General features: G+C 72.1%; 25 protein-coding genes. 17 read left to right on the forward strand and 8 right to left on the reverse strand.

The features are described from left to right. Positions 1-2 precede the first annotated feature (2 nt). Positions 3-1,481 (reverse strand): HAD-IB family hydrolase, encoded by a 1,479-nt coding sequence (locus KLP28_07640; GenBank protein QWC86533.1) that lies wholly within the window; start codon positions 1,479-1,481, stop codon positions 3-5. Positions 1,482-1,541: 60 nt separating this feature from the next. Then, positions 1,542-2,201, reverse strand: a complete 660-nt coding sequence (locus tag KLP28_07645) for an SDR family NAD(P)-dependent oxidoreductase (GenBank protein QWC86534.1) — start codon at positions 2,199-2,201, stop codon at positions 1,542-1,544. Positions 2,202-2,344: 143 nt separating this feature from the next. On the opposite strand from KLP28_07645, the gene KLP28_07650 reads away from it, so the two are divergent. Next, positions 2,345-3,346, forward strand: coding sequence for an NAD(P)-binding protein (locus KLP28_07650; protein ID QWC86535.1), 1,002 nt, complete (start codon positions 2,345-2,347; stop codon positions 3,344-3,346). Positions 3,347-3,358: 12 nt separating this feature from the next. On the opposite strand, the gene KLP28_07655 is transcribed toward KLP28_07650, so the two are convergent. The 4 genes from KLP28_07655 to KLP28_07670 all read right to left on the reverse strand — a co-directional run bounded on the left by KLP28_07655 (position 3,359) and on the right by KLP28_07670 (position 6,956). Beyond that, a complete protein-coding gene (locus KLP28_07655) occupies positions 3,359-4,573 on the reverse strand; it encodes a patatin-like phospholipase family protein (GenBank protein ID QWC86536.1) in 1,215 nt (404 codons plus the stop codon). A gap of 3 nt (positions 4,574-4,576) precedes the next feature. Further along, the gene (locus KLP28_07660) at positions 4,577-4,786 is read right to left on the reverse strand and encodes a DUF2945 domain-containing protein (protein QWC86537.1); all 210 of its coding nucleotides are present in this window, start codon (positions 4,784-4,786) and stop codon (positions 4,577-4,579) included. 213 nt (positions 4,787-4,999) lie between these two features. After that, entirely contained in the window at positions 5,000-5,887 is an 888-nt protein-coding gene (locus tag KLP28_07665) for an endonuclease domain-containing protein (protein QWC86538.1), read from the reverse strand. A 175-nt stretch (positions 5,888-6,062) separates the two neighbouring features. Beyond that, complete coding sequence (locus tag KLP28_07670) at positions 6,063-6,956, reverse strand: hypothetical protein (GenBank protein QWC86539.1); 894 nt, start codon at positions 6,954-6,956, stop codon at positions 6,063-6,065. A 120-nt stretch (positions 6,957-7,076) separates the two neighbouring features. On the opposite strand from KLP28_07670, the gene KLP28_07675 reads away from it, so the two are divergent. The 12 genes from KLP28_07675 to KLP28_07730 all read left to right on the forward strand — a co-directional run bounded on the left by KLP28_07675 (position 7,077) and on the right by KLP28_07730 (position 13,369). Then, a complete protein-coding gene (locus KLP28_07675; protein ID QWC86540.1) occupies positions 7,077-7,502 on the forward strand; it encodes an Ohr family peroxiredoxin in 426 nt (141 codons plus the stop codon). A 21-nt stretch (positions 7,503-7,523) separates the two neighbouring features. After that, the gene (locus KLP28_07680) at positions 7,524-8,168 is read left to right on the forward strand and encodes an alpha/beta fold hydrolase (protein QWC86541.1); all 645 of its coding nucleotides are present in this window, start codon (positions 7,524-7,526) and stop codon (positions 8,166-8,168) included. Beyond that, positions 8,135-8,863 (forward strand): AzlC family ABC transporter permease, encoded by a 729-nt coding sequence (locus KLP28_07685; GenBank protein ID QWC86542.1) that lies wholly within the window; start codon positions 8,135-8,137, stop codon positions 8,861-8,863. Before KLP28_07680 ends, KLP28_07685 begins: the two co-directional genes overlap by 34 nt. A 5-nt stretch (positions 8,864-8,868) precedes the next feature. Then, positions 8,869-9,189 (forward strand): AzlD domain-containing protein, encoded by a 321-nt coding sequence (locus KLP28_07690; protein ID QWC86874.1) that lies wholly within the window; start codon positions 8,869-8,871, stop codon positions 9,187-9,189. Between the two features lie 142 nt (positions 9,190-9,331). Beyond that, positions 9,332-9,961, forward strand: a complete 630-nt coding sequence (locus tag KLP28_07695) for an alternate-type signal peptide domain-containing protein (protein ID QWC86543.1) — start codon at positions 9,332-9,334, stop codon at positions 9,959-9,961. 124 nt (positions 9,962-10,085) lie between these two features. After that, complete coding sequence (locus tag KLP28_07700; GenBank protein QWC86875.1) at positions 10,086-10,586, forward strand: signal peptidase I; 501 nt, start codon at positions 10,086-10,088, stop codon at positions 10,584-10,586. Continuing rightward, positions 10,583-11,224, forward strand: a complete 642-nt coding sequence (locus tag KLP28_07705) for a SipW-dependent-type signal peptide-containing protein (protein QWC86544.1) — start codon at positions 10,583-10,585, stop codon at positions 11,222-11,224. Before KLP28_07700 ends, KLP28_07705 begins: the two co-directional genes overlap by 4 nt. After that, positions 11,221-11,652: a hypothetical protein gene (locus KLP28_07710; protein QWC86545.1), complete on the forward strand. Its 432-nt coding sequence runs from the start codon at positions 11,221-11,223 to the stop codon at positions 11,650-11,652. Before KLP28_07705 ends, KLP28_07710 begins: the two co-directional genes overlap by 4 nt. 134 nt (positions 11,653-11,786) lie before the next feature. Continuing rightward, a complete protein-coding gene (locus tag KLP28_07715; GenBank protein ID QWC86876.1) occupies positions 11,787-11,954 on the forward strand; it encodes a heavy-metal-associated domain-containing protein in 168 nt (55 codons plus the stop codon). A gap of 4 nt (positions 11,955-11,958) precedes the next feature. Next, a complete protein-coding gene (locus tag KLP28_07720; GenBank protein QWC86546.1) occupies positions 11,959-12,294 on the forward strand; it encodes a hypothetical protein in 336 nt (111 codons plus the stop codon). A gap of 115 nt (positions 12,295-12,409) precedes the next feature. After that, a complete protein-coding gene (locus KLP28_07725; GenBank protein ID QWC86547.1) occupies positions 12,410-12,667 on the forward strand; it encodes a hypothetical protein in 258 nt (85 codons plus the stop codon). A 141-nt stretch (positions 12,668-12,808) separates the two neighbouring features. Further along, on the forward strand, positions 12,809-13,369 hold the full coding sequence (locus KLP28_07730; GenBank protein ID QWC86548.1) for a CAP domain-containing protein: 561 nt from the start codon (positions 12,809-12,811) through the stop codon (positions 13,367-13,369). Between the two features lie 336 nt (positions 13,370-13,705). Here the strand turns inward: KLP28_07730 and KLP28_07735 are convergent, their stop codons facing one another. Further along, positions 13,706-15,079 carry an IS1380 family transposase gene (locus KLP28_07735; protein ID QWC86549.1) on the reverse strand — a complete coding sequence of 458 codons (1,374 nt, stop codon included), beginning with the start codon at positions 15,077-15,079 and terminating at the stop codon, positions 13,706-13,708. Between the two features lie 144 nt (positions 15,080-15,223). Continuing rightward, entirely contained in the window at positions 15,224-16,072 is an 849-nt protein-coding gene (locus tag KLP28_07740; GenBank protein ID QWC86550.1) for an aldo/keto reductase, read from the reverse strand. A 32-nt stretch (positions 16,073-16,104) separates the two neighbouring features. Between KLP28_07740 and KLP28_07745 the strand changes: the two genes are divergently transcribed. The 4 genes from KLP28_07745 (at position 16,105) to KLP28_07760 (ending at position 19,639) form a co-directional block, all read left to right on the forward strand. Continuing rightward, positions 16,105-17,277: an aminotransferase class I/II-fold pyridoxal phosphate-dependent enzyme gene (locus tag KLP28_07745; GenBank protein ID QWC86551.1), complete on the forward strand. Its 1,173-nt coding sequence runs from the start codon at positions 16,105-16,107 to the stop codon at positions 17,275-17,277. Positions 17,278-17,322: 45 nt separating this feature from the next. After that, positions 17,323-17,901 carry a DUF3841 domain-containing protein gene (locus KLP28_07750; GenBank protein QWC86552.1) on the forward strand — a complete coding sequence of 193 codons (579 nt, stop codon included), beginning with the start codon at positions 17,323-17,325 and terminating at the stop codon, positions 17,899-17,901. Positions 17,902-17,941: 40 nt separating this feature from the next. Further along, positions 17,942-18,856 (forward strand): hypothetical protein, encoded by a 915-nt coding sequence (locus KLP28_07755; protein QWC86553.1) that lies wholly within the window; start codon positions 17,942-17,944, stop codon positions 18,854-18,856. A 156-nt stretch (positions 18,857-19,012) separates the two neighbouring features. Continuing rightward, entirely contained in the window at positions 19,013-19,639 is a 627-nt protein-coding gene (locus tag KLP28_07760) for an ACT domain-containing protein (protein ID QWC86554.1), read from the forward strand. Position 19,640 lies beyond the last annotated feature (1 nt).

Raw genomic sequence — 19,640 nt, forward strand, 5'->3', positions numbered from 1 at the left:
CACTAGGACGCCGAGGTGGTCGGCCAGTCGCGCAACGTGCGGATGAAGAGGTCACGAACCTGCTCCACCGGGCCGTCCAGTTCCTCGGCGGACCAGCCCGAGGTGTCCACCGGGGGCAGCACCCGCACCTGCACCGTGCCGGGGTTGACCGCGATCGCCGAGGACCCCGCGAGGTTGCCGGTGTTGCGCAGCACGATCGGGACCATCGGCACACCCGCCTGGATCGCGAGGTGGAAGGCGCCCTTCTTGAAGGGCAACGGGTCCGGGGTCGGCGAGATCGTGCCCTCGGGGGCGATGGCCACCGAGATGCCCTTGTCCCGGATGAGGCGTACGGCCGGCTCCAGCGCCTTCAACGCCTGCTGCCGATCGGTGCGGTCGATGAAGGCGACGTCGGCGAAGCGGAAGAACTGCCCCCAGATCGGCATCCGCGCCACCTCCTTCTTCGCCACCCCGGTGAAGCCGCCGCGCAGCACCTTCATCAGCACCGGCACGTCGAAGGTCGACTGGTGGTTGAAGACCGCGACACAGGGGCGCGTACGCCGCAGGTGCTCGATGCCCTCGATCTCCACGTGGACGCCGGCCGCCGCCAGCGACGCGTCGCCCGCGAACCCGACCGCCAGGTCGATCGCCTGGCGCCGGTCGCGATTCAAAGCGCCCAGACCGAGGCCGGTGGCCAGGCCTCCCACGAGGCCGCCGTAGAAGCCGGCGGTGCGGGCCACGCGGCGTACTCCCGGCACCGGCCCCGGCTGCTCCTGGCAGTCGAGCACCGGCCAGCCGCGCGCCTCGGCGACCTCGCGCAGCTCACGGTCGGGAGAGACCGCCATGGGGTGGCCGACGGTGGCCAGGAACCGCACGTCCTCACGGCCGTTGGAGTAGGCGAACGAGGCGTCGAGGTCGACGCCGTGGGCCGCCGCGTCCTCGCGCACCGCCGCCGCCTTGAACGGGCCGTACGGCGACCGCCCCGCCACCTGGCCCGTCAGCCGCCCCTCGGCGTCGACCTCGACCTCGGTGCACAGCAGGGCGTCGACCCCGAGCGTCTCGGCCATGTCCTGCACCTGCATGCGCGTGGCGGAGGTGGCGATGACGACGCGGTGGCCGCGCTCCTGGTGGGCACGGCACAGGTCCCAGACCTCACGCCTGATCGTCTCGGCGATCTGGTTGTCGAAGACCCGTGCCCCGACCCGGCGGAGCTGTTCCGGCGTCGCGCCCGCCAGACCCGCCACCGACACGTCCAGCAGCTTCTCGAACCGGTCGACCGTCGCCGTCGCGTTCACCGTCGCGGCCAGGGTGCGGGCCAGCTCCAGCGGGCCGATCCGACCCGACCGGATGCGGTGCCGGTAGAACGCCACCGCGCTGAACCCCGCGATCAACGTGCCGTCGTAGTCGACGTAGGCCGTCGTGGTCGGACCCTCCGGCGCCGCGTGGATCGCGTGGAGGCGGTCCGCCAGGACGGCGTCACGCCGTCGTACCGGGTCGTCCATGCGGTGTACCTGCCCGACGCCGGGTCCCTCTAACGGGACCCGGCGACCGGACTGCGCGACTCAGTCTTCGTCGACCTGGAACCGCTGCTCCCTCTCGCTGTGGATGCGCCACAGGTGCTCGGCCATCGCCTCGGGGCTCTTCTTCTCGTCCTCGGGGTCGATCGCCCCGCCGATGATGAGCTGGCCGACGTGGATGTTCTCGTCCTTGAGCTCCTCGTGCAGCAGGTCGATGTAGGCCCGCTGCCCGTGGAACGCGACGGTCGTGCCGGTGACGGTGCGGCCCGGCTTGACCGCCGACCCGCCGTTGATGAACAGGATCGTGCCGCCGTCGGGCAGGAACCGCATGCCCGGCAGCACCTGCTGCACCGCGGCGACCGGTCCGTAGATCGAGAACTCGACCGGGCCGACCAGGTCCTCGGGACGGGTCTCGAGCACCGGGCGCATGAAGTCCTTCTGCGGCAGCGGCGAGTACTGCAGGATCTCGATCGGCCCCATCGTCTCGGTGACCTGCTCGAGCGTCCGGCGCAGCGAGGCGGGGTCCCGGACGTCCGCGGTGAAGCCCTGCGCGGTGACGCCGTCGTTCTCCAGGTCGGCGGCGAGCGCGTCGACCTTGCTCTGCGTACGCGAGATGAGGGCGATGGAGAAGCCCTCCTTGGCGAAGCGGCGGGCGACTGCGGCGCCGAGCCCGCGGCCGGCGCCGACGATGGCCATGGTGGTCATGGGAGTCCTTTCCTGGACTGTCGAAGATGTCGTGGTCAACCAGTCGCTACCCAGCCGACGTGACCGGCACGCCGTCCTCGGCGCACTGTCGGTTGTGTGCAACTCGACGTCGGGATCGAGCGCTTGGGGGGTAGGGGCAGGCCATGAGCAGCTCAGGTGGGGCGTCCGGTCCGGTCATCGTGGTCGGTGCGGGCATCGCCGGCATCCAGTGCGCACGCGAGCTGCGAGCCGCAGGTGTCCCCGTGCACGTCATCGATCGCGGCCGCCGCATCGGAGGACGCATGGGAGGTCGCCGCATCGAGGACAGGCAGGTCGACCTGGGCGCGTCCTACTTCACGGTCTCCGACGACGAGTTCGACGAGGTCGTGCGCACTGCCGAGAGAGTCGGCGTCGTCCGCCCCTGGACCGACACCTTCGTCGCGCTCGAGGACAGTGAGGCGACGCCGAAGTCCGGGCCGACGCGATGGGGCGCGGGCAACGGGCTGCGCGCGTTCGTCGAGCACCTGGCGCACGACGTCGACGTGCAGCACCCCGTGACCGTCGCGTCGGTGACGCTCGGCGCCGCCGGGCCGGCCGTCGACGGCCGCACCGCCCCCGCGGTCGTGCTGGCCATGCCGGACGAGCAGGCCCGTGGGCTCCTCGAGGCCGAGCCCGGGGCGGGTCTCGAGGGGGTCGTCGAGGCGCTCGTACGCCCCTCGGACCCCGTCATCGCGCTGGCGGCCGGGTTCGAGCGGCGTACGTGGGACGCCGACGGGTGGTTCACCAACGACTCCGACGTGCTCGACTGGGTCGCCGACGACGGCGCGCGTCGTGGCGACGGCGCAGCAGTGCTCGTGGCGCACTCGAGTGCCGAGTTCGCCGTGCCGCACCTCGAGGACCCGGAGGCGGCCGGGCCCGGGATGGTCGCCGCCCTGCGGGAGACGCTCGACCTACCCGAGCCCCGGTGGACCCACGTGCACCGGTGGAGCCTCGCGAAGCCGACGGGCGAGCGCGAGGACCCGTACCTGCTCAGCGAGGTGGGCAGCGGCGCCCGGAGCGGGCTTCTCGCTGTCTGCGGTGACGGCTGGGGGCCGGTCTCGAAGGTCGAGGGGGCCTGGTGCTCCGGCCGCGACCTCGGTCGGGAGCTGGTGCGCCGACTGACGTGAGCGTGGGACCCGTCAGACCGTCCAGAGGTCGGGGTGCTCGCGCATCCACCGCTCGGCGTCGCGACGGCCCATGTCGCTCGCTCCGTCGAAGAAGTCGCGGTCGAAGAGCAGGTAGCTGAGCAGCTCGCCCTGCAGGGGTGAGTCGCTGCCGAGCAGCCGGTGCATGATCTGCAGGTCCGGGTCGCGCAGGGTGCGCCGCAGCGACCCGTGGTTCGAGCGGTACACCTCGAGTGCGAGGTCGGCGAGGTCGTCGCCGGCGTGCGGGGCGATGCCGACGTACGGCACCTCCCGGTGCGGCCGCTTGCCCCGGGCCTCGCGGTGCGCGGCGAGCGCGGGCGCGAGGTCGGGGTCGCGCACCTCGGCGTTGCGGGACGCGATGCGGTGCAGGTCGTGCCGCAGGGGCTCGTCCATGACCGACCCGAGCAGGGTCGCCGCGGCGTCGCCCAGGTCCACGGGCACCGAGTCCTGGGTGGCGTCGGGCCCGAGGGGCTCGAGACGTCCCGTACCGATGACCGCGACACGCTCCGCGCCGAGCTCGAGGGCCGGGGCGAGGGGGAAGCGACGTCGCGTGGCGCCGTCGACGTACCAGCCCGCCGCGTCGGCCGGCTCCCGGATCTGCACCGAGGGGAAGAGCGCGGGGATGGCGGCGGACGCCATGAGGTGCTCGACGTCCAGGCGGGTGGAGACGAAGCGCCGGTGGTGCTCGTCCGGTGGCCGCGGCAGGTCGACGGCGTCGGGGCCCGCGGTCTCGGTGAACAGCACGACCTCGCCGGTGCGGATGGCGGTGGTCGTCACCGCGACGGCGGAGACGAGGCCGTCCTCGAGGTTGCGGTGCATCCGCCCCCAGTCGATCTCGCGGGTCAGCGTCTCCGCGAGCGGCGCGGTGCCGAACAGGCCGCGGAGCCGGAACCCGTCCAGCCCGAGGGTCTCGCTGGCGTAGCGCAGGACCACCTCGGGGACCTGGCGCCACAGCGGCCGCATCACCTGGCTCTTCGTGGCCCGATCGAGCAGCCCCGTCAGACGCTCGGCCTGCTGCTCGGCGTCGAGATGCGCGGTCGAGGCCAGTCCCGCACCGAGCAGCGCGCCGGCACTGGTGCCGACCAGCAGACGGGGCTGCTGGCCGCGCGCCTCGAGCTCGGGCAACAGCACCCGCAGCGCCCCGACCTGGTAGGCCGAGCGCGCTCCACCCGCGTCGAGGACGAGTGCCGTGGTGCCCGAGCTCCCCACGCCTCAGTCCTCGTTCAGCTCGCTCTTGAGCTTCAGGACGCGCTGACCGTCCTCCTGCTTGATCAGGTAGGCGGGGTTGTCGTCGCTGCCCTTGCGGGTGATCTCCTCGTTGTCGATCTGCTTGGTGACCTCCTCGCGGTGGATCTCCGCCACCTCACCGGACGCGGAGCCGTTGCCCCAGTTCCAGGACACGTTCGAGCCTTCGCGGATCATCTGGTTCCTCCTCGTGGTGCGTGCATCGTCTGCACGCCACTACCCACTCGCGACCGGACGTCTCCCACCCCGACAGGTGTCGTCCAGAGCCCAACCGTCGCGAGACATCTGAGACGGACAGGCATCACGCCGCTCCGGGAGGTGAGACAGGCCTGGCTGCGCGATCTGTTGCCGCGACGGGGCGCTGATGCCTGTTGCTCTCAGGGGGGCGTCTCAGGCGCCGTGCGCGTCCGCTCGGGTCGAGGCGGTGGCGACGGCCTGCCTGAGGACCGAGAGCACGTACTCGGGTCGATGCATCACGTCCTCCCAGGTGAAGCGGAGCACCAGCCAGCCGTGCACCACCAACGCCGTGTAGCGCCGGCAGTCGCGCCGCAGCCCGCGGCGCGAGCCGTGCCAGGCGAAGGAGTCCGCCTCGAGGACGAGGCGGAGTCGAGGATCCACGAGGTCAGGACGGGCGAGGAAGTTCCCGCGCTCGTCGTGGAGGTTCGTCTGCGGGACCACCTCGAGACCCCCGACCTGTCCTGCCAGGTGACGGAGCACGGACTCGAACGGGTTCGCCGCACGACCGTCGGCCAACGAGGCGATGTGCGCCGCCTGGCGTCGCCCGCGACCGGTGAGGCCGTCGGCGAGCCGCACCAGCGACGACGGTGTGAACGCGTGCAGACGCAGGCCCGAGTCGGCGATCGACAGAGCCTCCTCGGCAGGCAGGTGCTGCAGGCAGTCGGCCATCGTCCGCTCCGGTGTCGTGACGCCGTCGCAGATCTCCTCCGGCCGCAGATCGACGTAGCGGAAGGTCGCCTGCCTCTTCTGCCCATCGGTCAGGTGCCGCTTGCGGCGGACGGTGACGTCGGGCCGCACCGGGACACGAGCGACCTCCCACCCGTGGTGCAGCGCCGCGCTGCGCACCGACAGGGTGCCGCTCAGGGCATGGCTCACCGTGAGGGCCGAGGCCACCTCGGGCAGCGCGAACCGGCCGCGCGCGAGCCGCACGATGTCCCCGGATTGCACCAGGCGCCGGATGTCGTGGTCGGGACAGCTCCTGACCAGCGTCGACCAGTCGGCCACGCCGCCCAGGCGTCGCAGGGTCTCCGTCGGATGCATGCGGACAGCCTGCGGCACATGAGAGCTCGGCGAGCCGGCTCATCCACAGGTCGATCGACGGACGTCCTGAGACGAACAGGCATCACGCACGTCGACGCGGGCCGACGCCAGGCGCCAGGCAGGTCGCGACGGCGCCCGCGCGGTGATGCCTGTCGGTCTCAGGTCCCCTCGCGACTCATGCGCGGCCCAGGCGTGCCTCGACGGCATCGGCGAACGCGCCGGCGGCCTCGGGGGCGTGCTCGAGGAAGAGCGAGGGCTCGACGAGCTCCACCTCGAGCACCTGGGGACCCTCGGGCGAGGGCAAGAGGTCGACCCGGGCGTAGAGCGGTGCGCGGTCGAAGCGGCGGACCACCTCGGCCATCACCCGCGCGCCGGTCTCGAGCTCGGTGGGGGAGGGGTCGCGCACGGTCATCTCCTCGGCGAGGAAGAGCCCATCGACCGCGGCGGCATCGTGGCCGGGCGCCAGCAGGGGCCCCTTGCGCATGGCGTGGGAGAAGGTGCCGTCGGCGTACAGCAGGGCGGTCTCGCCGTGCTCGTCCACGCCTGCGAGGTAGGGCTGCACGACGACCGCCCGGCCGGTGGCGTGGATCGCCTGCACCGCGGCCGCGGAGCGTGCCTCGTCGCCGGCGTCGATGCGGTAGGTGTCCTTCGAACCGGCAGAGACCGTCGGCTTGACCACGTGCTCGACGTCGACGAACGCGTGCCCGCCGTCGGTGTGGTCGCCGATCTCGAGCACCTCGGTGTCCACGACGGGCAGCCCGGCGTCGGCCAGGTCGAGCAGGTAGTGCTTGTCGGTGCTCCAGGTCAGCAGCGTGGGCGCGTTCGCCAGCGTGGTCACCGCCGCCACGCGCTCGGCCCAGCCGAGGAAGGCGTCGCGCTGCAGCGAGTAGTCCCAGGTCGTGCGCACCACGACGAGGTCGGCGCGCTCCCAGGCGACGGCCGGGTCGGTCCAGGTGGCGGGCTCGGCGTCGATGCCGCGCTGCCTGATCGCGGTGCGCAGCACCTGCGCGTCGTCGTCGAGGTCGGGCACCTCGGCGCAGGTGGCGAGGAGGACCAGCGGGGGAGTCATGGGTCCAGACTGCCCCACCACGCGCACGTGCCGCGTACGCCCCCGGCCGGGTTCTGCACGACCTCTGCAAGGCTGTCGGCGACGCAGCACACCGACCTCACCCGATCTGCAGGAGTCCTCATGCCCGAGTCGCTCGAGAAGACCATCTACACCATCGCCGCCACCAGCGAGGGCGGCCGCGACGGCCACGTCCGCAGCGAGGACGGCGTCATCGACCTGGAGCTCGCCAAGCCCAGCAACACCGACACCCCCAAGGCCAACCCCGAGACGCTGTTCGCCTCCGGGTACGCCGCCTGCTTCGCCGGCGCCATGGAGTTCCGCGCCAAGCAGGAGGGCATCGACGTCTCCGGCGCGAAGGTCAGCGCGGCGGTCTCCTTCGGCACCACCGACACCGGTGTGGGCCTCGCCGTCGAGATCACCGCGGAGATCCCCGGCCTCGACGAGACGACGGCCCAGCAGGTCGCGGACATGGCCCACGAGTTCTGCCCCTACTCCAAGGCCACGCGCGGCAACATCGACGTCACGGTCGTCGGGCGTCCTGCGTGAGGTCCGCGCGGTGACCCGCTCGTGAGCGGCGGCTACGCGCTGACCGGGGTGCGGGTCCCGCGCCGCGTGAGCGCCGCGGTCGTCGTCCTCCACGGGGGCGCCGCGCCGGCCCGCGGAGTGCGCACCGCGACGACGCGTACGCAGCTCTCGGTGGTGCGGCTGGTGCCCACCGCGTGGTGGATCGCGTGGCGTACGCGTCGTGCCGGGGTGGCCGTCTACCGGCAGCGCAACACCTGGCGCGGGTGGGACGAGCAGCGCGGGCCGGTGCAGGACGTACGCGCCTCGCTGCGGACGCTCGCCGAGCGGCACGGCGACGTGCCGGTGGCGCTGGTGGGGCACTCGCTCGGTGGTCGTACGGCCCTGGTCGCCGCGCAGGACGACCGGGTGCGGGCCGTGGTCGGCCTCAACGCGTACGTCTACGACAGCGACGCGCCCCAGCTGGCCGGGCGACGGGTGCTGCTGGTCCACGGCACCGACGACCGGGTCGCCGACCCGGCGAAGGTGCGACGACTGGCGGAGCGGCTGCGCCGTGAGGGCGCCGACGTGAGCGTCGAGGACGTGCCCGGAGGCACCCATGGGATGGTCGGGCACCCGCGGTCCTTCGACGGTGCGGCCGCCTCCTTCGTCGCGGCGTGGGCGCGGGAGTCGGGCTCCCGGGCGCAGTGACCCCGAGCACCGACCGCGCGCTGGTCCGTGACTGTCTGGCGGTCGCGATCGCGACGGGTCTCTACGGCACGTCCTTCGGAGCGGTGGCCGTGGCGTCGGGCCTGAGCGTGGCGCAGACCTGTGCCCTCTCGTTGCTGGCCTTCACGGGCGCCTCGCAGTTCGCGTTCATCGGCGTGGTGGCCACGGGCGGCACTCCGGTGGCTGCCGCCGCGACCGCTGTGCTGCTCGGCACGCGCAACGCGCTCTACGGCCTCCGGATGGCCCCGTCGCTCGCGTGGACGGGATGGCGCCGCGCGGCCGCCGCGCACGTGCTCATCGACGAGTCCACGGCCATGGCGTTCGGTCACCCCGACCGTCGACGGGTGAGGCTGGCGTACCTGGTCACCGGCATCGGCGTGCTCGTGCTGTGGAACCTCATGACGCTCGTGGGGGCGTTGGCGGGTGATGCGCTGGGAGATCCGCGCACGTACGGCCTCGACGGTGCGGTCGTCGGCGCGTTCGCCGCCCTGCTGTGGCCGCGGCTCGACGCGTGGCTCCCGCGGCTCGTGGCGCTGGGCGCGGCGGCGGTGGCGGTCGGACTGGTGCCGGTCACCCCGGCAGGGCTGCCGGTGCTGGTCGCGGGTCTCGTCGCGGTGGTGGCCGGCGTGCTCCGCCCGGCGACTCGCCAGGACCGACGAGGGGGTGAGCCGCTGTGAGCGCGCTGTGGTGGGCGGTGCTGGGCACGGCGGCAGGCTGCTACGCGGCGAAGCTCGCGGGCCTCGCCGTCCCGGCGTCCGTGCTGGCGCACCCCGTCGTACGCCGCGCCGCCGAGCTCGTGCCCGTCGCGCTGCTGGCGGCGCTGGTCGCCGTGCAGGTCGTGGCCGGCGTCGGGGACGGTGCCACCGACGCGGGGCCGCAGGTCGTGATCGACGCGAGGGCCGGCTCGCTCGTGGCCGCGGGGGCCCTGCTGATGCTGCGGGCGCCGTTCCTGGTGGTGGTCGTCGGAGCCGCCGTGGTGGCGGCGCTGCTGCGGCTCGGCTGACCTGACGAGCATGCGCGTGCGCTGACTAGACCGGTCCGACGACGCCATGGGCGGGCATCGTCCGACATGTCGTCATCTGTCCACCCGTGCCGCGGCCCTTTCCCGACTGCTGAGGTTTCACACCGTCACTTCGAGGCGGCGCATGCGTTTGCTCTCCCAGCGGGTGCCATCAGGGTGCCCCATCACCCGGGGGGAAACCTTGCGTCGTAGAACTCGTGCCGCCGCCGCTGCCACGGCAGGCCTGCTGCTCATCGGAGGGGCCGGCACCCTCTCGTACTGGACCGACACCGAGATCACGGACGGCATCGAGCTCGCCACCGGTGAGATCACGTTGAGCCCGTTCGAGTGCGATCCCGACGGCTGGACCTTCGCCGACGGCGACCCGCTGGTGGACGGGGAGCAGATCGTGCCCGGCGACGTCGTCAGCAAGAGCTGCAGCTTCGACGTGACGATGGAGGGTGACAACGCCCGTGCGGCGCTCGAGCTGACCGACGCTCCGATCTTCCTCGAGAGCAACGACTTCACGGTTCAGCTCACCCCGACCGCCACCTACTCGATCGACGGTGAGCCCGTGCCCGCCGAGCTCGACGACGAGAACAACGGCGACACGGTCGACGTGGATCTGAGCGTGGTGTTCAGCGATCTGGGCGACCCGAGAATCCTCGACCAGGCAGCTCTCGCGGACCCGCTGCAGAACCAGAATCTCACCAACGGGGCCGACCTCACCGCGACGCTGGACGCCATCACCGTCGTGATCAGGCAGCAGGTCTGAGGCAGTCGTGACGACCCCCGTGCTCGAGACTTCTCCCTCCGAGGACGCGTCCGCGTCCGGTCCGGAGCGTCGACACCGCGGTGCGTTCGCCGCGGTGTCGGCCGTGTTGGCCGTCCTCGGATGGATGCTCGTCGCGATGGTCGGCGCGGTCGTGCTCGCCTCGGTGGTCGTCCCGCGCGTGACGGGGGCTCAGACGTACACGATCCTCACGAGCTCCATGGAGCCTTCGCTCTCTCCCGCGACGATCGTGGTGGTGCGGCCGACCGCGATCGAGGACGTCGCCGTCGGCGATGTTGTGACCTACCAGCTCGAGAGCGGGCAGGAGCGTACGGTCACCCATCGCGTCGTCGGTCTCGCAGCCGCGGCAAGCGGTGAGCGGCGACTGCTCACTCAGGGCGACGCCAACGAGACACCTGACACCGAGCTGGTCCGCGCGGAGCAGGTGCGCGGCACGGTCTGGTACTCACTGCCGTGGGTCGGTCACATCGGGGTCGTGCTCGGCACCGAGCAGCGCACCGTGCTCTCGCGGGCGGCCGGTGGACTTCTGATCGCCTACGCCGCGGTGCTGGTGCTCAGGGGTGTCCGCGATCGTCGTCGCGGCACCGACGGGGGGAAGGCCTCATGAGCGGCGGACGTCACCGCGCCACGCTTCGCGACCGGGCGCCGGCCATGGGTCGTCGGGTCTCGAGTCGACGCAGCCGCCAAGCGATGGTGGTGACCGGTCTCGCGTCGACCGCGCTCCTGGCCGGCGTCGGCGGCGCCGGCACCTTCGCTTTCTGGACCGATACCCAGCAGCTCGAGGGTGCCGCCTTCTCCTCAGGCACCTTGGATCTGCAGGTCGCCGGGAGCAGCGCGACGTACGCGTGGAACGACCTCGGCCTGGTGAACGCGGCGCCGGGCGAGAGCGTCTCCTCCGCCGTCGAGCTGCGGGACGTCGGCACGACTCCCTTCACCCTGTCGATCTCGGGTGCCGCCACCGGGGCCCTGAGCCCGTTCGCGACGGTGACGGTCAAGACAGGTGCGACGCCGAGCGCCGACGACACGACGTACCCGCGCCAGGAGACGTGCAACGGCGGCACACAGCACTTCTCGGGGTCACTGACGTCGACGAGCACGCAGCTCTCGTCGCTGCCGGCACCGTCGCCGGGCTCGCCGCGCACGCTCTGCGTCGTGGTCTCGCTGCCGACGACGGCCGACAACGCGGCGCAGGGCAAGACCATGCGACCCACCCTCACGCTGAACGCGCAGCAGGTGCTGCCGTGACCCGAGTCCGCCTCCGCGGGCTCCTCGGGATGGTCGTGGCCCTGGTGGTGCTGACCTCGGCTGTCGCGTGGGCGGTCTGGTCGGACCAGCAGCAGGCGGTCGGGGCGGAGACGTCGTCGTACCTGATCCCGACGACGACCCTGGACTGCGAGACCCAGGGCAATTCCGCCACCATCGCGTGGACCGGGCAGACGGTGCCGGTGCCGTTGCAGTACGAGGTGTTCCTCAACGGCAGCTCCACGCCGACGACGGTGACTCCGGAGGCAGGGCGATACTCGGTGCGCTTCAACTTCGGCCTGCTGGGCTTCGGGACGAGATCCGTGCGCGTCGTGCCGACTCTGCCGGGCACCGAGTGGGTCGGACCGGCGAGCAGCCGCTCCGCTTCGCGCGGACTGCTGTCCGGTGTCTCGTGCGGCCCCCAGACCTGACGTCGAGGTGGTGATCACCGGATGCGCGGGAATGAGCCGTACGCATCGCCCGTTGAGCCGGTCGACCTGACCACGTCCGCAGGAGGCACCTCGTGACCACGTCTGCACCCACCCGCACCTACGCCGTCTCCGGCATGACCTGCCAGCACTGCGTCGCCTCGGTGACCGAGGAGGTCTCGGAGGTCGCGGGCGCCGACCGCGTGGTGGTCGACCTCGACGCCGGCACCCTGGTGGTGGAGGGTGACGCGGCGGAGTCCGACGTACGCGCCGCCGTGGCCGAGGCGGGCTACGAGGTCGCCTGAGCCCGTGCGCCGTCACGAGGTCGAGCGGGACTGGAAGACCCACTGGTCGGGTGCGTCCGACCCCGACGACAACCTCTGGTCGCTGTGGTCCCACGGCTCGACGCTCTCGGTGCTCGGCGTGGGCTCGGCGGCGTCCCTGTGGTCCGTGGGGTCCGCCGCCGGTCGAGGCAGCCTCTTCAGTGCCGGCTCGACGGCGTCGGCGTTCTCGATCGACTCCCGCGGCACCGTCGCGGGTGGGAGCGAGCAGGGCTCCGACGGCTGGGTGCCCGGCCTCGCCGTCGTGGGTGTCGGCGCGGTGATGCTCGCCGACTGGTGGCTGCGTACGCGTCATCCGGGGTGACTCCGCAGGTCACGGCCGGGACTCAGTCGATCGCGACAGGTCTGACGGATCTGCACCGTGGGTAGACGACCTGCCAGCTGACGATCGCACGTCGTCGCACAACCGAGGAGGGACTATGAAGACCGGAAGCGGAATCGGACTCGTCGCCGTGGGGCTCATCCTGATGTTCGCCCTGCAGGACACCGACATCGCCGGCATCAACTTCTACATCGTCGGGGGCATCCTCGTCGCCGCCGGTGCGATCGGCATCGTCCTGGGACTCGTGGAGCGCAACCGGTCCACCAGCCGCGAGGTGGTCGAGGTGCAGCAGAACGCCGACGGCACCGAGGAGGTCACCCGTCGCAAGACGAAGAACTCGGACCCGATGGCCTGAGCCGTCGCGGCCCGCAACCCTCTCACGAGGGGCGTCACCCGGTCCGGGTGACGCCCCTCGTCGCGTCCGTGGCCGACCGGATTTTGCCTACGGATCGATGATTCCGGCCCATGACCGGCCGGGCGCGCGGACGATGGTGACGTGCCCAGGATCAAGCGTCTCGTCGCCCCCCTGCTCGCCGGCGCACTCATCGGTGGCGGCGCGGTGGTCGGCATCGACCAGGCCACCGACCGCGACGCGACGCCTGCCGCCCCGACACCGACCGCGCCCGCCGAGCCGACGGCCAGCCCGCGGCCCCCGGCAGCCACCGACGAACCCCCGGTCTCGCGCAAGGCCTCACCCCTGCGTACGGCGCGGCGCGTCATCCTGCGCCAGACGAACCGTGCACGCATCGCCGAGGGCCAGCCCCGCCTACGCATGAGGAAGGGCCTCCACCGGACGGCCCAGCGGTGGACCCGGCAGATGGCGAAGACGACCACGATGTCCCACAACCCGAAGGTCGGCGACCAGATCCCCTCGGGGTGGACGACCTGGGCGGAGAACGTGGCGTACGGCTACGCGGTGCCCGACGTCGTCGGCGCCTGGCTGGACTCCCCGGGCCACTACGCGAACATCATGCGGGACGTCTCGCACCTCGGCATCGGCGTCGCGACGAGCGCGGACGGCACGAAGTACTACACGCAGGTCTTCGCGAGGTACTGAACCGAGCGCGTGGCGCCGACGGACCACAGTGACCCGAGAGGGTTGCCCGTTCCGTAGCGCCGTCGCCTGGACGGATGAGCACGGACGCCGGCGGATGGCGCGGGGAGCGCCGACGCCTGCACAAACGAGCACGCACGCCCCAGCGAGGTACGAGCCGGGGCGTGCGCGCGCAGTGCGGAAGGCGTCGGTCTGAGCCCGGATCCACCACCGTTGATTTGTGGTCGGTGATTCCGGTGGAGCCTTCGCGTCGCTTGGTCTCGGGGCGTGGCTGATCTGCCGGTCGGTGCCGGCTTTTCCACTTCGAGGTCCTCGGTCGCGCCGTCTCTGGCTGGGTGGTCAGGTCGTGACAAGGGCTGGTGGCCCGGACGCGGTCGACCACAACAGTTTCCAGCGCGATGCCCACGGCCAGTGGGTGGGAAGGTGCAGGACGAGGCGCCGGCCGGTGGTCGCGATCCGGCCGGGGATGTTGATGATCCGGGTGCGCAGGGTTGCCCAGCGGGCGGTGCGCATCGAGGCAGCGACCGCGGTAGCGCGGGCGATGTTGAACGCGATCACGGCATGGGAGACCCAGGCGGCGTTGGCCGCGTACTTCCCCGACGGCAGGTGCGCGAGCGGACCATCCTTGAGCTCGGCGATGACCTGCTCGACCAGCGCGTGGTCACGATGACGTTGATCAGCCTCGACGGTCGAAAGTGTGCTGTTGGTGATGAAGGCGTGGTGGCGGTAGGTCGCGAACAGCTCGCCCTGCTCGGTCCCGTCCGATGCCAGGGGCTGGAGTCGCTTGACCCGGCGCACGACCAGACGACACCGGACGTGCTCGCGCTTGCGGCGGCCGGTGAACGCCACGAAGGGAACTTCGGCGACCTCGGCGTCGCTGACCCAGCGTTGCTCGTCCTCGTCGTAGACCGCGTTGGGGTACTCGATCGGCTTCCAGGCACCTGCGTCGATGCTGGTGATCGCCGCGGTCACGCTCGGCGTCATCCGCGCGGTCACCGAGAACCACGTCTTGTGCCGCAGGGCGGTGCCGACGAACGCGTGCCCGTAGTAGGCGGAGTCCGCACGCGCCAGGATCCGACCGGTCACGCCAGCGGCGCGGGCGGTCGTGATCACCTGGGCCAACAACCTGCCGGCGCCCCTCGCGGAAGCGGTGTTGCCCTTGCGGAGCCGGGCGCGGGCGATGACTGGTGCTGCGGTCGGAGTCGAGATCGCCGCCAGCTGGACGTTGAGACCGCGCTGGCCGGTGTACCCGAACGCCGCTCCCTGCTTGGCGTAGCCGTGGACCTCGCGGACGGTGTCGTCGACATCAACGAACGCAATCCCGTCCGCGTCCGAACCGGCGAGCAGGCCGGGCACCCGGGTCGCGAGTCCGGCCAGCAGCCCGGCGTTGATCTTGTCGAGCTGCTGCACGTGCCCGTGGGTGAACGAGCGCAGGAACGTGCCCAGCGTCGACGGTGCCCGGACCCCGGCGAACAGTCGGCCCATCCCACCGTGGCGCAACAGGTCGAGGTCATCGATGGAATCCGCACCGGCGAGCATCCCGCCGACCACCGACGCGGTCTTCGCAGCAGCGTTCGGCGAGGCCACCGTCAGGTCGTCGAGAAGGTCGTAGAGCCCGGCCGACTCGGCCAGCCGCAGCGCCGGGACCAGACCGGCTGCCGACACCAGGTTCGGGTCATCGAACACAGGCCGGATCGTGTGAGAAGGTTTCACTTACGAGGTGCCCCTCTTGAGTGGTTCGGATCGGACGTCGCAATCCAGATCCTCCCTGCTCAGGAGGGCATTCTCGTTCTACGCCACGCTCACGCCACCACTCGACATCGGTGGATCAGGGCTGAGCGACCGAGCCGCCGCCAATCAATCAGGAATCACGTTGAACTCGTCGGGGTGGGGCCCCGTACGCCCGTCCGCGCCCTTGTCGAGGCGGTCGATGAGGATCTCGTGGTCCTTGCTCAGCTGGAAGTCGAACAGGTCGAAGTTCTCCTCCATGCGCGAGGGCGTGTTCGTCTTCGGGAAGATGATGTCGCCGCGCTGGATGTGCCACCGCAGCACCACCTGGGCCGGGGTCTTGCCGGTCTCCTCGGCGATCTGCTTGATGGTGTCGTCGTCGAGCACGCCGCCCTGGGCGATGGGTGACCACGCCTCGGTGTGGATGCCGTGCTGCTGGTCGTAGCGGCGGACGTCCTCGTTGGCGAAGTAGGGGTGCACCTCGATCTGGTTGACAGCGGGGACCACGGAGGTCTTTGAGGCGAGCTCCTCGAGGTGGTGGGTCTGGAAGTTCGAGACGCCCACGGACTTGGCGAGGCCGGCCTCGCGGCACTCGATCATGGCCTCCCAGGTGGAGACGTAGTCGCCGTCGTACGCGCCGGGCAGCGGCCAGTGGATGAGGAAGAGGTCCACGGCGTCCATGCCGAGCTTCTCGAGGCTCTGCTCGAGGGAGGCCTTGACCTTCTCGGGCTCGTGGTTGTTGTTGTTCAGCTTGGTGGTGAGCCAGATGTCGTCGCGGGAGACGCCGGAGTCCTTGATGCCCTGCCCGGTGCCCTCCTCGTTCTGGTACATCTGCGCGGTGTCGATGTGGCGGTAGCCGACCTCGATCGCCTTGGCCACCTTCTCGGCGGTCTCGGCGGGGTCGATCTGGAAGACGCCGAAGCCCAGCTGGGGGATCGAGCGGCCGTCGTTGAGTTCGAGTTCTGGGATCATGCTCATGTCGGGAACCCTGCCCGGGGCACAGTGGACGCATGCCGCACGACAACCAGATTCTCGTTGAGGACGCCAACCAGCTGCGGGAGAGCCGCACGAGCGTGAAGTGGCGTACGCACGACGCCGACGTGCTGCCGCTGTGGGTGGCGGAGATGGATGCGGTGCCGGCGCAGGCGGTGGTGGAGGCCGTCCGCGCGGCGGTGGGTCGTGGCGACACGGGCTACCACCCGCGCAACCCTCCGTACGCCACGGCGCTCGCCGAGTTCGCCGGCGACCGGTGGGGCTGGGACCTGCCGGTGGACCGGTCGGCGCCGGTGGCGGACGTGATGTCGGGTGTGGCGGCGCTGCTGCGTCGGGCCACGGATCGCGGCGGGCCGGTGGTCGTCTCGACGCCGGTGTACGACGCGTTCGGCCTGTTCATCGACTCCGTGGACCGCCGCATGGTCGACGCGCCCCTGACCGGTGCCGGCCGGCTGGACCTCGCCGGGATCGAGCGCACCTTCGCCGAGCTGTCCTCCGACGGGGACCGGGTGGCGTACCTGCTGTGCAGCCCGCAGAACCCCACCGGCACGGTGCACACCGCGGACGAGCTGGAGCAACTGGCACGGGTGGCGGAGGCGTACGACGTCACGGTGGTGGCCGATGAGATCCACGCGCCGCTGGTGCACCCGGGCACGACCTTCGTGCCCTACCTGACCGCCGACCGCACCGGTCGCGGGCACAGCGTCCTGTCGGCCTCGAAGGGCTGGAACCTCGCCGGTCTGAAGGCCGCGCTGGTGGTGTCGGGGGAGGCGCACCGGACCCCGCCGCTGCACGCCGCGACGACCCACGGGGCCAGCCACCTCGGCCTGATCGCGCAGACGGCTGCGCTGCGCGAGGGGCGCGACTGGCTCGACCAGCTGCTGCGCGAGGTGGCCGACCGTCACGCCCAGGCGGCGGAGGCGCTGGCTCCGGTGGGCGTACGCCACGAGCCGCCGCCCTCGACCTACCTGGCCTGGCTCGACCTGCGTGACCACGACCTCGGCGACGACCCGGCGGTGAAGCTGCGCCGCGAGGCGCGGGTGGCGCTGGGCGGTGGTCCGCAGTACGGACGCACGGGCTTCGCCAGGCTCAACGTGGCGACCTCGCGCGAGGTGCTCGCAGAGGCCTTGACGCGTATCTGCGACCGGCTGGGCGACGGCGCGCCGGGCGGGAGCAACCGGGAGAAGTGAGGCAGTCGGGGGACACGCAAGGGATTGCGCTCCTACGCTGCGCGGATGACCACACCCGTCGAGGCGCCCTTGGTGGTGGGCCCGGCGCAGCTCGCCGCGCCCTCGAAGCTGCCCCCTCTCGCGCCCGCGGAGGTCGAGGACTTCTGGCGCGCCGGGGACTCCCCGACCGGGATGATCCGGCTGCTCACCGTGCAGGCGGCCGACGCCGCCCGCGCCCTCGCGGCCGGTGAGCGGCTGACCGGTTCGGCGCGCCACGTGACGGACCGGGACGTCGCGGCGTACGCGTGGATGAGCGTGCAGCTCGAACGTCTCGGCTGGGAGGTCGTGGACGCACCGATCTGGGCGTGGGCGCGGGTGCGCTTCGAGGAGCTGGTGGCGCACTGGCCCAGCGGCACCCTCGACGACGTGGTCGTGATGGTGCTGGACGTGCCGCTGGGCCGTACGCTGCTCTCCGCCTTCGACCCGTGGCAGGAGCTGCTCGACGAGGGCGCCGAGGGCACCCCGAACCGCCGGTGGGCACGCTGCCTCGACATCGATGCGTTCCCGCGCAGTGCCCTGCAGGCCACGCTGCCCTTCGTCGATCCGGACGACGTCGTCCGCGCCTGTCGCCTGCGTACGCACTGAGGGCTGCTGGAGGTCCTCCGGCTGAGGCATGATCGACCGCATGCCAGCCTCCGGGAGCCGCCTGTCCGCCTCGGGTGTCGTGGGGGAGGCGGGCCGCGTGCCGGCGCGCGACCCCGAGCCGGCACGGTCCGCCGGCCTGCGCCTGGCGGGTCGGCCGCTGCCGCTGGTCGGCACGGCGCGGGTCTACGTCTGCGGCATCACGCCCTACGACGTGACGCACCTGGGTCACGCGGCCACGTTCGTCTGGGCCGACACGGTGGCTGCCGTCGCCCGCGCCATGGGCGTGGACGTCCGCGTGGCCCGCAACGTCACCGACGTCGACGACGTGCTCTTCGACGCGGCGGCGCGGGGCGGGCTGCCCTACGACGAGCTCGCCCTGACCGGGGAGTACCGCCTCGAGCGCGACCTCGGCGCCCTCGCTGTCCAGCGGGTCGACGAGGCGCCGCGGGCGCGGGCGCACGTCGGCGCCGTCGTCGAGCTGGCCGCTGCGCTCCTGGCCACCGGTGCGGCGTACGAGCGCGACGGCGAGGTGTGGTTCCGCGGCGAGGCGACCGTGGCCGCCTCGGGTCTGAGCGAGGAGGAGGCCCTCCGTCGCAGCGAGCTGTTCGGCGACACGGCCCCCGCGCCCGGCCCCGGGTCCGGCGCCGGCTCGGTCTGGGACGTGCCGGTGTGGCGGCGCAGCGGGGCCGACGCGCCGGCCTGGCCGAGTCCGTGGGGCCGGGACTGGGCGTACGCGCCGGACCGGCTGGAGGCGGCCGGCGACCGGCTCGCCCGGCTGTACGCCGCGGCGGCACGACCGGCCGGCACCCGCTCGGCCGAGGTGGAGGCATCGGCCCGGGGCGCCGTGCTCGACCGCCTGCTGGACGACCTCGACGTGTCCGGCGCGCTCGACCTCGGCGAGGCCGAGGGCGGCGCGTCCGCGCGGGCCGCGCTGTCGCTGCTGCGGCTGGTCTGAGCGGTCGCGACGGCCCGGGGGGCCGGGCGCCGACGCGGTCGTCCACAGCGTGGCCTTCAGGTGACCTGACTGTCACACGTGAGCGTTAAGGTCGGGCCCTGGCTCGACCGACGGGCCGCTGCTGACCGCGACCGACCGCCTCACCCGGGAGTCCCCGTGCCGTTCCTGCTCCGCGTCGAGCTGCCCGACGTTCCCGGCTCCCTGGGTCGCGTCGCGACGGCGATCGGTGAGGCGGGTGGCGACATCGACGCCATCGAGATCGTGGAGAAGCGCGGCGGCGGCCTCGTGGTCGACGACGTGCTCCTGGAGACGGTCCCGGGCGTGATGCCCGACTCGATCGTCTCGGCGTGCAACCTGCTCGACGGGGTCCGGGTGCTGTGGATCTCCCGGTACGCCGCCGGGGGTCAGATCTTCCTCGACCTGGAGGCGGTGGAGGAGATGTCGGCCGACCCCGCCTCGGCGGTCGAGCGGCTGGTCGACCTGACACCGGTGACCTACCGCGCCGACTGGGCGGTGCTGCTGCACCGGCGCGACGGCATCGTGCACCGCACACCCACGGCGCCGGAGCAGTGGCCGGCCGACTTCACCTGGCCGTCCCTGGACGGCGGGGGCACGCTGCAGCTCCCCGCCGGCTGGGACGACCTCGTCGCGGCGGCCGCGACCGTCGACGACGACCACCTCGTGGTGCTCGTCCGTCGGGGCGGGCCCGAGATCCTCGACGGGGAGATCGTGCGGTTCCGTCACCTCACGACTCTGGCGGCGTCCTTGGCGCGACAGGGCTGAG

It is taken from the genome of Nocardioidaceae bacterium, from assembly GCA_018672315.1.
Taxonomy (GTDB): domain Bacteria; phylum Actinomycetota; class Actinomycetes; order Propionibacteriales; family Nocardioidaceae; genus TYQ2.

Bases quoted from the DNA above. Each gene is read 5' to 3' on its own strand.
- KLP28_07670 (QWC86539.1), bottom strand. From the start codon at position 6,956: ATGACTCCCCCGCTGGTCCTCCTCGCCACCTGCGCCGAGGTGCCCGAC.
- KLP28_07725 (QWC86547.1), top strand. From the start codon at position 12,410: ATGAAGACCGGAAGCGGAATCGGACTCGTCGCCGTGGGGCTCATCCTG.
- KLP28_07750 (QWC86552.1), top strand. From the start codon at position 17,323: ATGACCACACCCGTCGAGGCGCCCTTGGTGGTGGGCCCGGCGCAGCTC.
- KLP28_07705 (QWC86544.1), top strand. From the start codon at position 10,583: ATGAGCGGCGGACGTCACCGCGCCACGCTTCGCGACCGGGCGCCGGCC.
- KLP28_07645 (QWC86534.1), bottom strand. From the start codon at position 2,201: ATGACCACCATGGCCATCGTCGGCGCCGGCCGCGGGCTCGGCGCCGCA.
- KLP28_07695 (QWC86543.1), top strand. From the start codon at position 9,332: ATGCGTTTGCTCTCCCAGCGGGTGCCATCAGGGTGCCCCATCACCCGG.
- KLP28_07745 (QWC86551.1), top strand. From the start codon at position 16,105: ATGCCGCACGACAACCAGATTCTCGTTGAGGACGCCAACCAGCTGCGG.
- KLP28_07740 (QWC86550.1), bottom strand. From the start codon at position 16,072: ATGAGCATGATCCCAGAACTCGAACTCAACGACGGCCGCTCGATCCCC.
- KLP28_07755 (QWC86553.1), top strand. From the start codon at position 17,942: ATGCCAGCCTCCGGGAGCCGCCTGTCCGCCTCGGGTGTCGTGGGGGAG.
- KLP28_07675 (QWC86540.1), top strand. From the start codon at position 7,077: ATGCCCGAGTCGCTCGAGAAGACCATCTACACCATCGCCGCCACCAGC.
- KLP28_07660 (QWC86537.1), bottom strand. From the start codon at position 4,786: ATGATCCGCGAAGGCTCGAACGTGTCCTGGAACTGGGGCAACGGCTCC.
- KLP28_07640 (QWC86533.1), bottom strand. From the start codon at position 1,481: ATGGACGACCCGGTACGACGGCGTGACGCCGTCCTGGCGGACCGCCTC.
- KLP28_07650 (QWC86535.1), top strand. From the start codon at position 2,345: ATGAGCAGCTCAGGTGGGGCGTCCGGTCCGGTCATCGTGGTCGGTGCG.
- KLP28_07665 (QWC86538.1), bottom strand. From the start codon at position 5,887: ATGCATCCGACGGAGACCCTGCGACGCCTGGGCGGCGTGGCCGACTGG.
- KLP28_07715 (QWC86876.1), top strand. From the start codon at position 11,787: ATGACCTGCCAGCACTGCGTCGCCTCGGTGACCGAGGAGGTCTCGGAG.
- KLP28_07700 (QWC86875.1), top strand. From the start codon at position 10,086: ATGCTCGTCGCGATGGTCGGCGCGGTCGTGCTCGCCTCGGTGGTCGTC.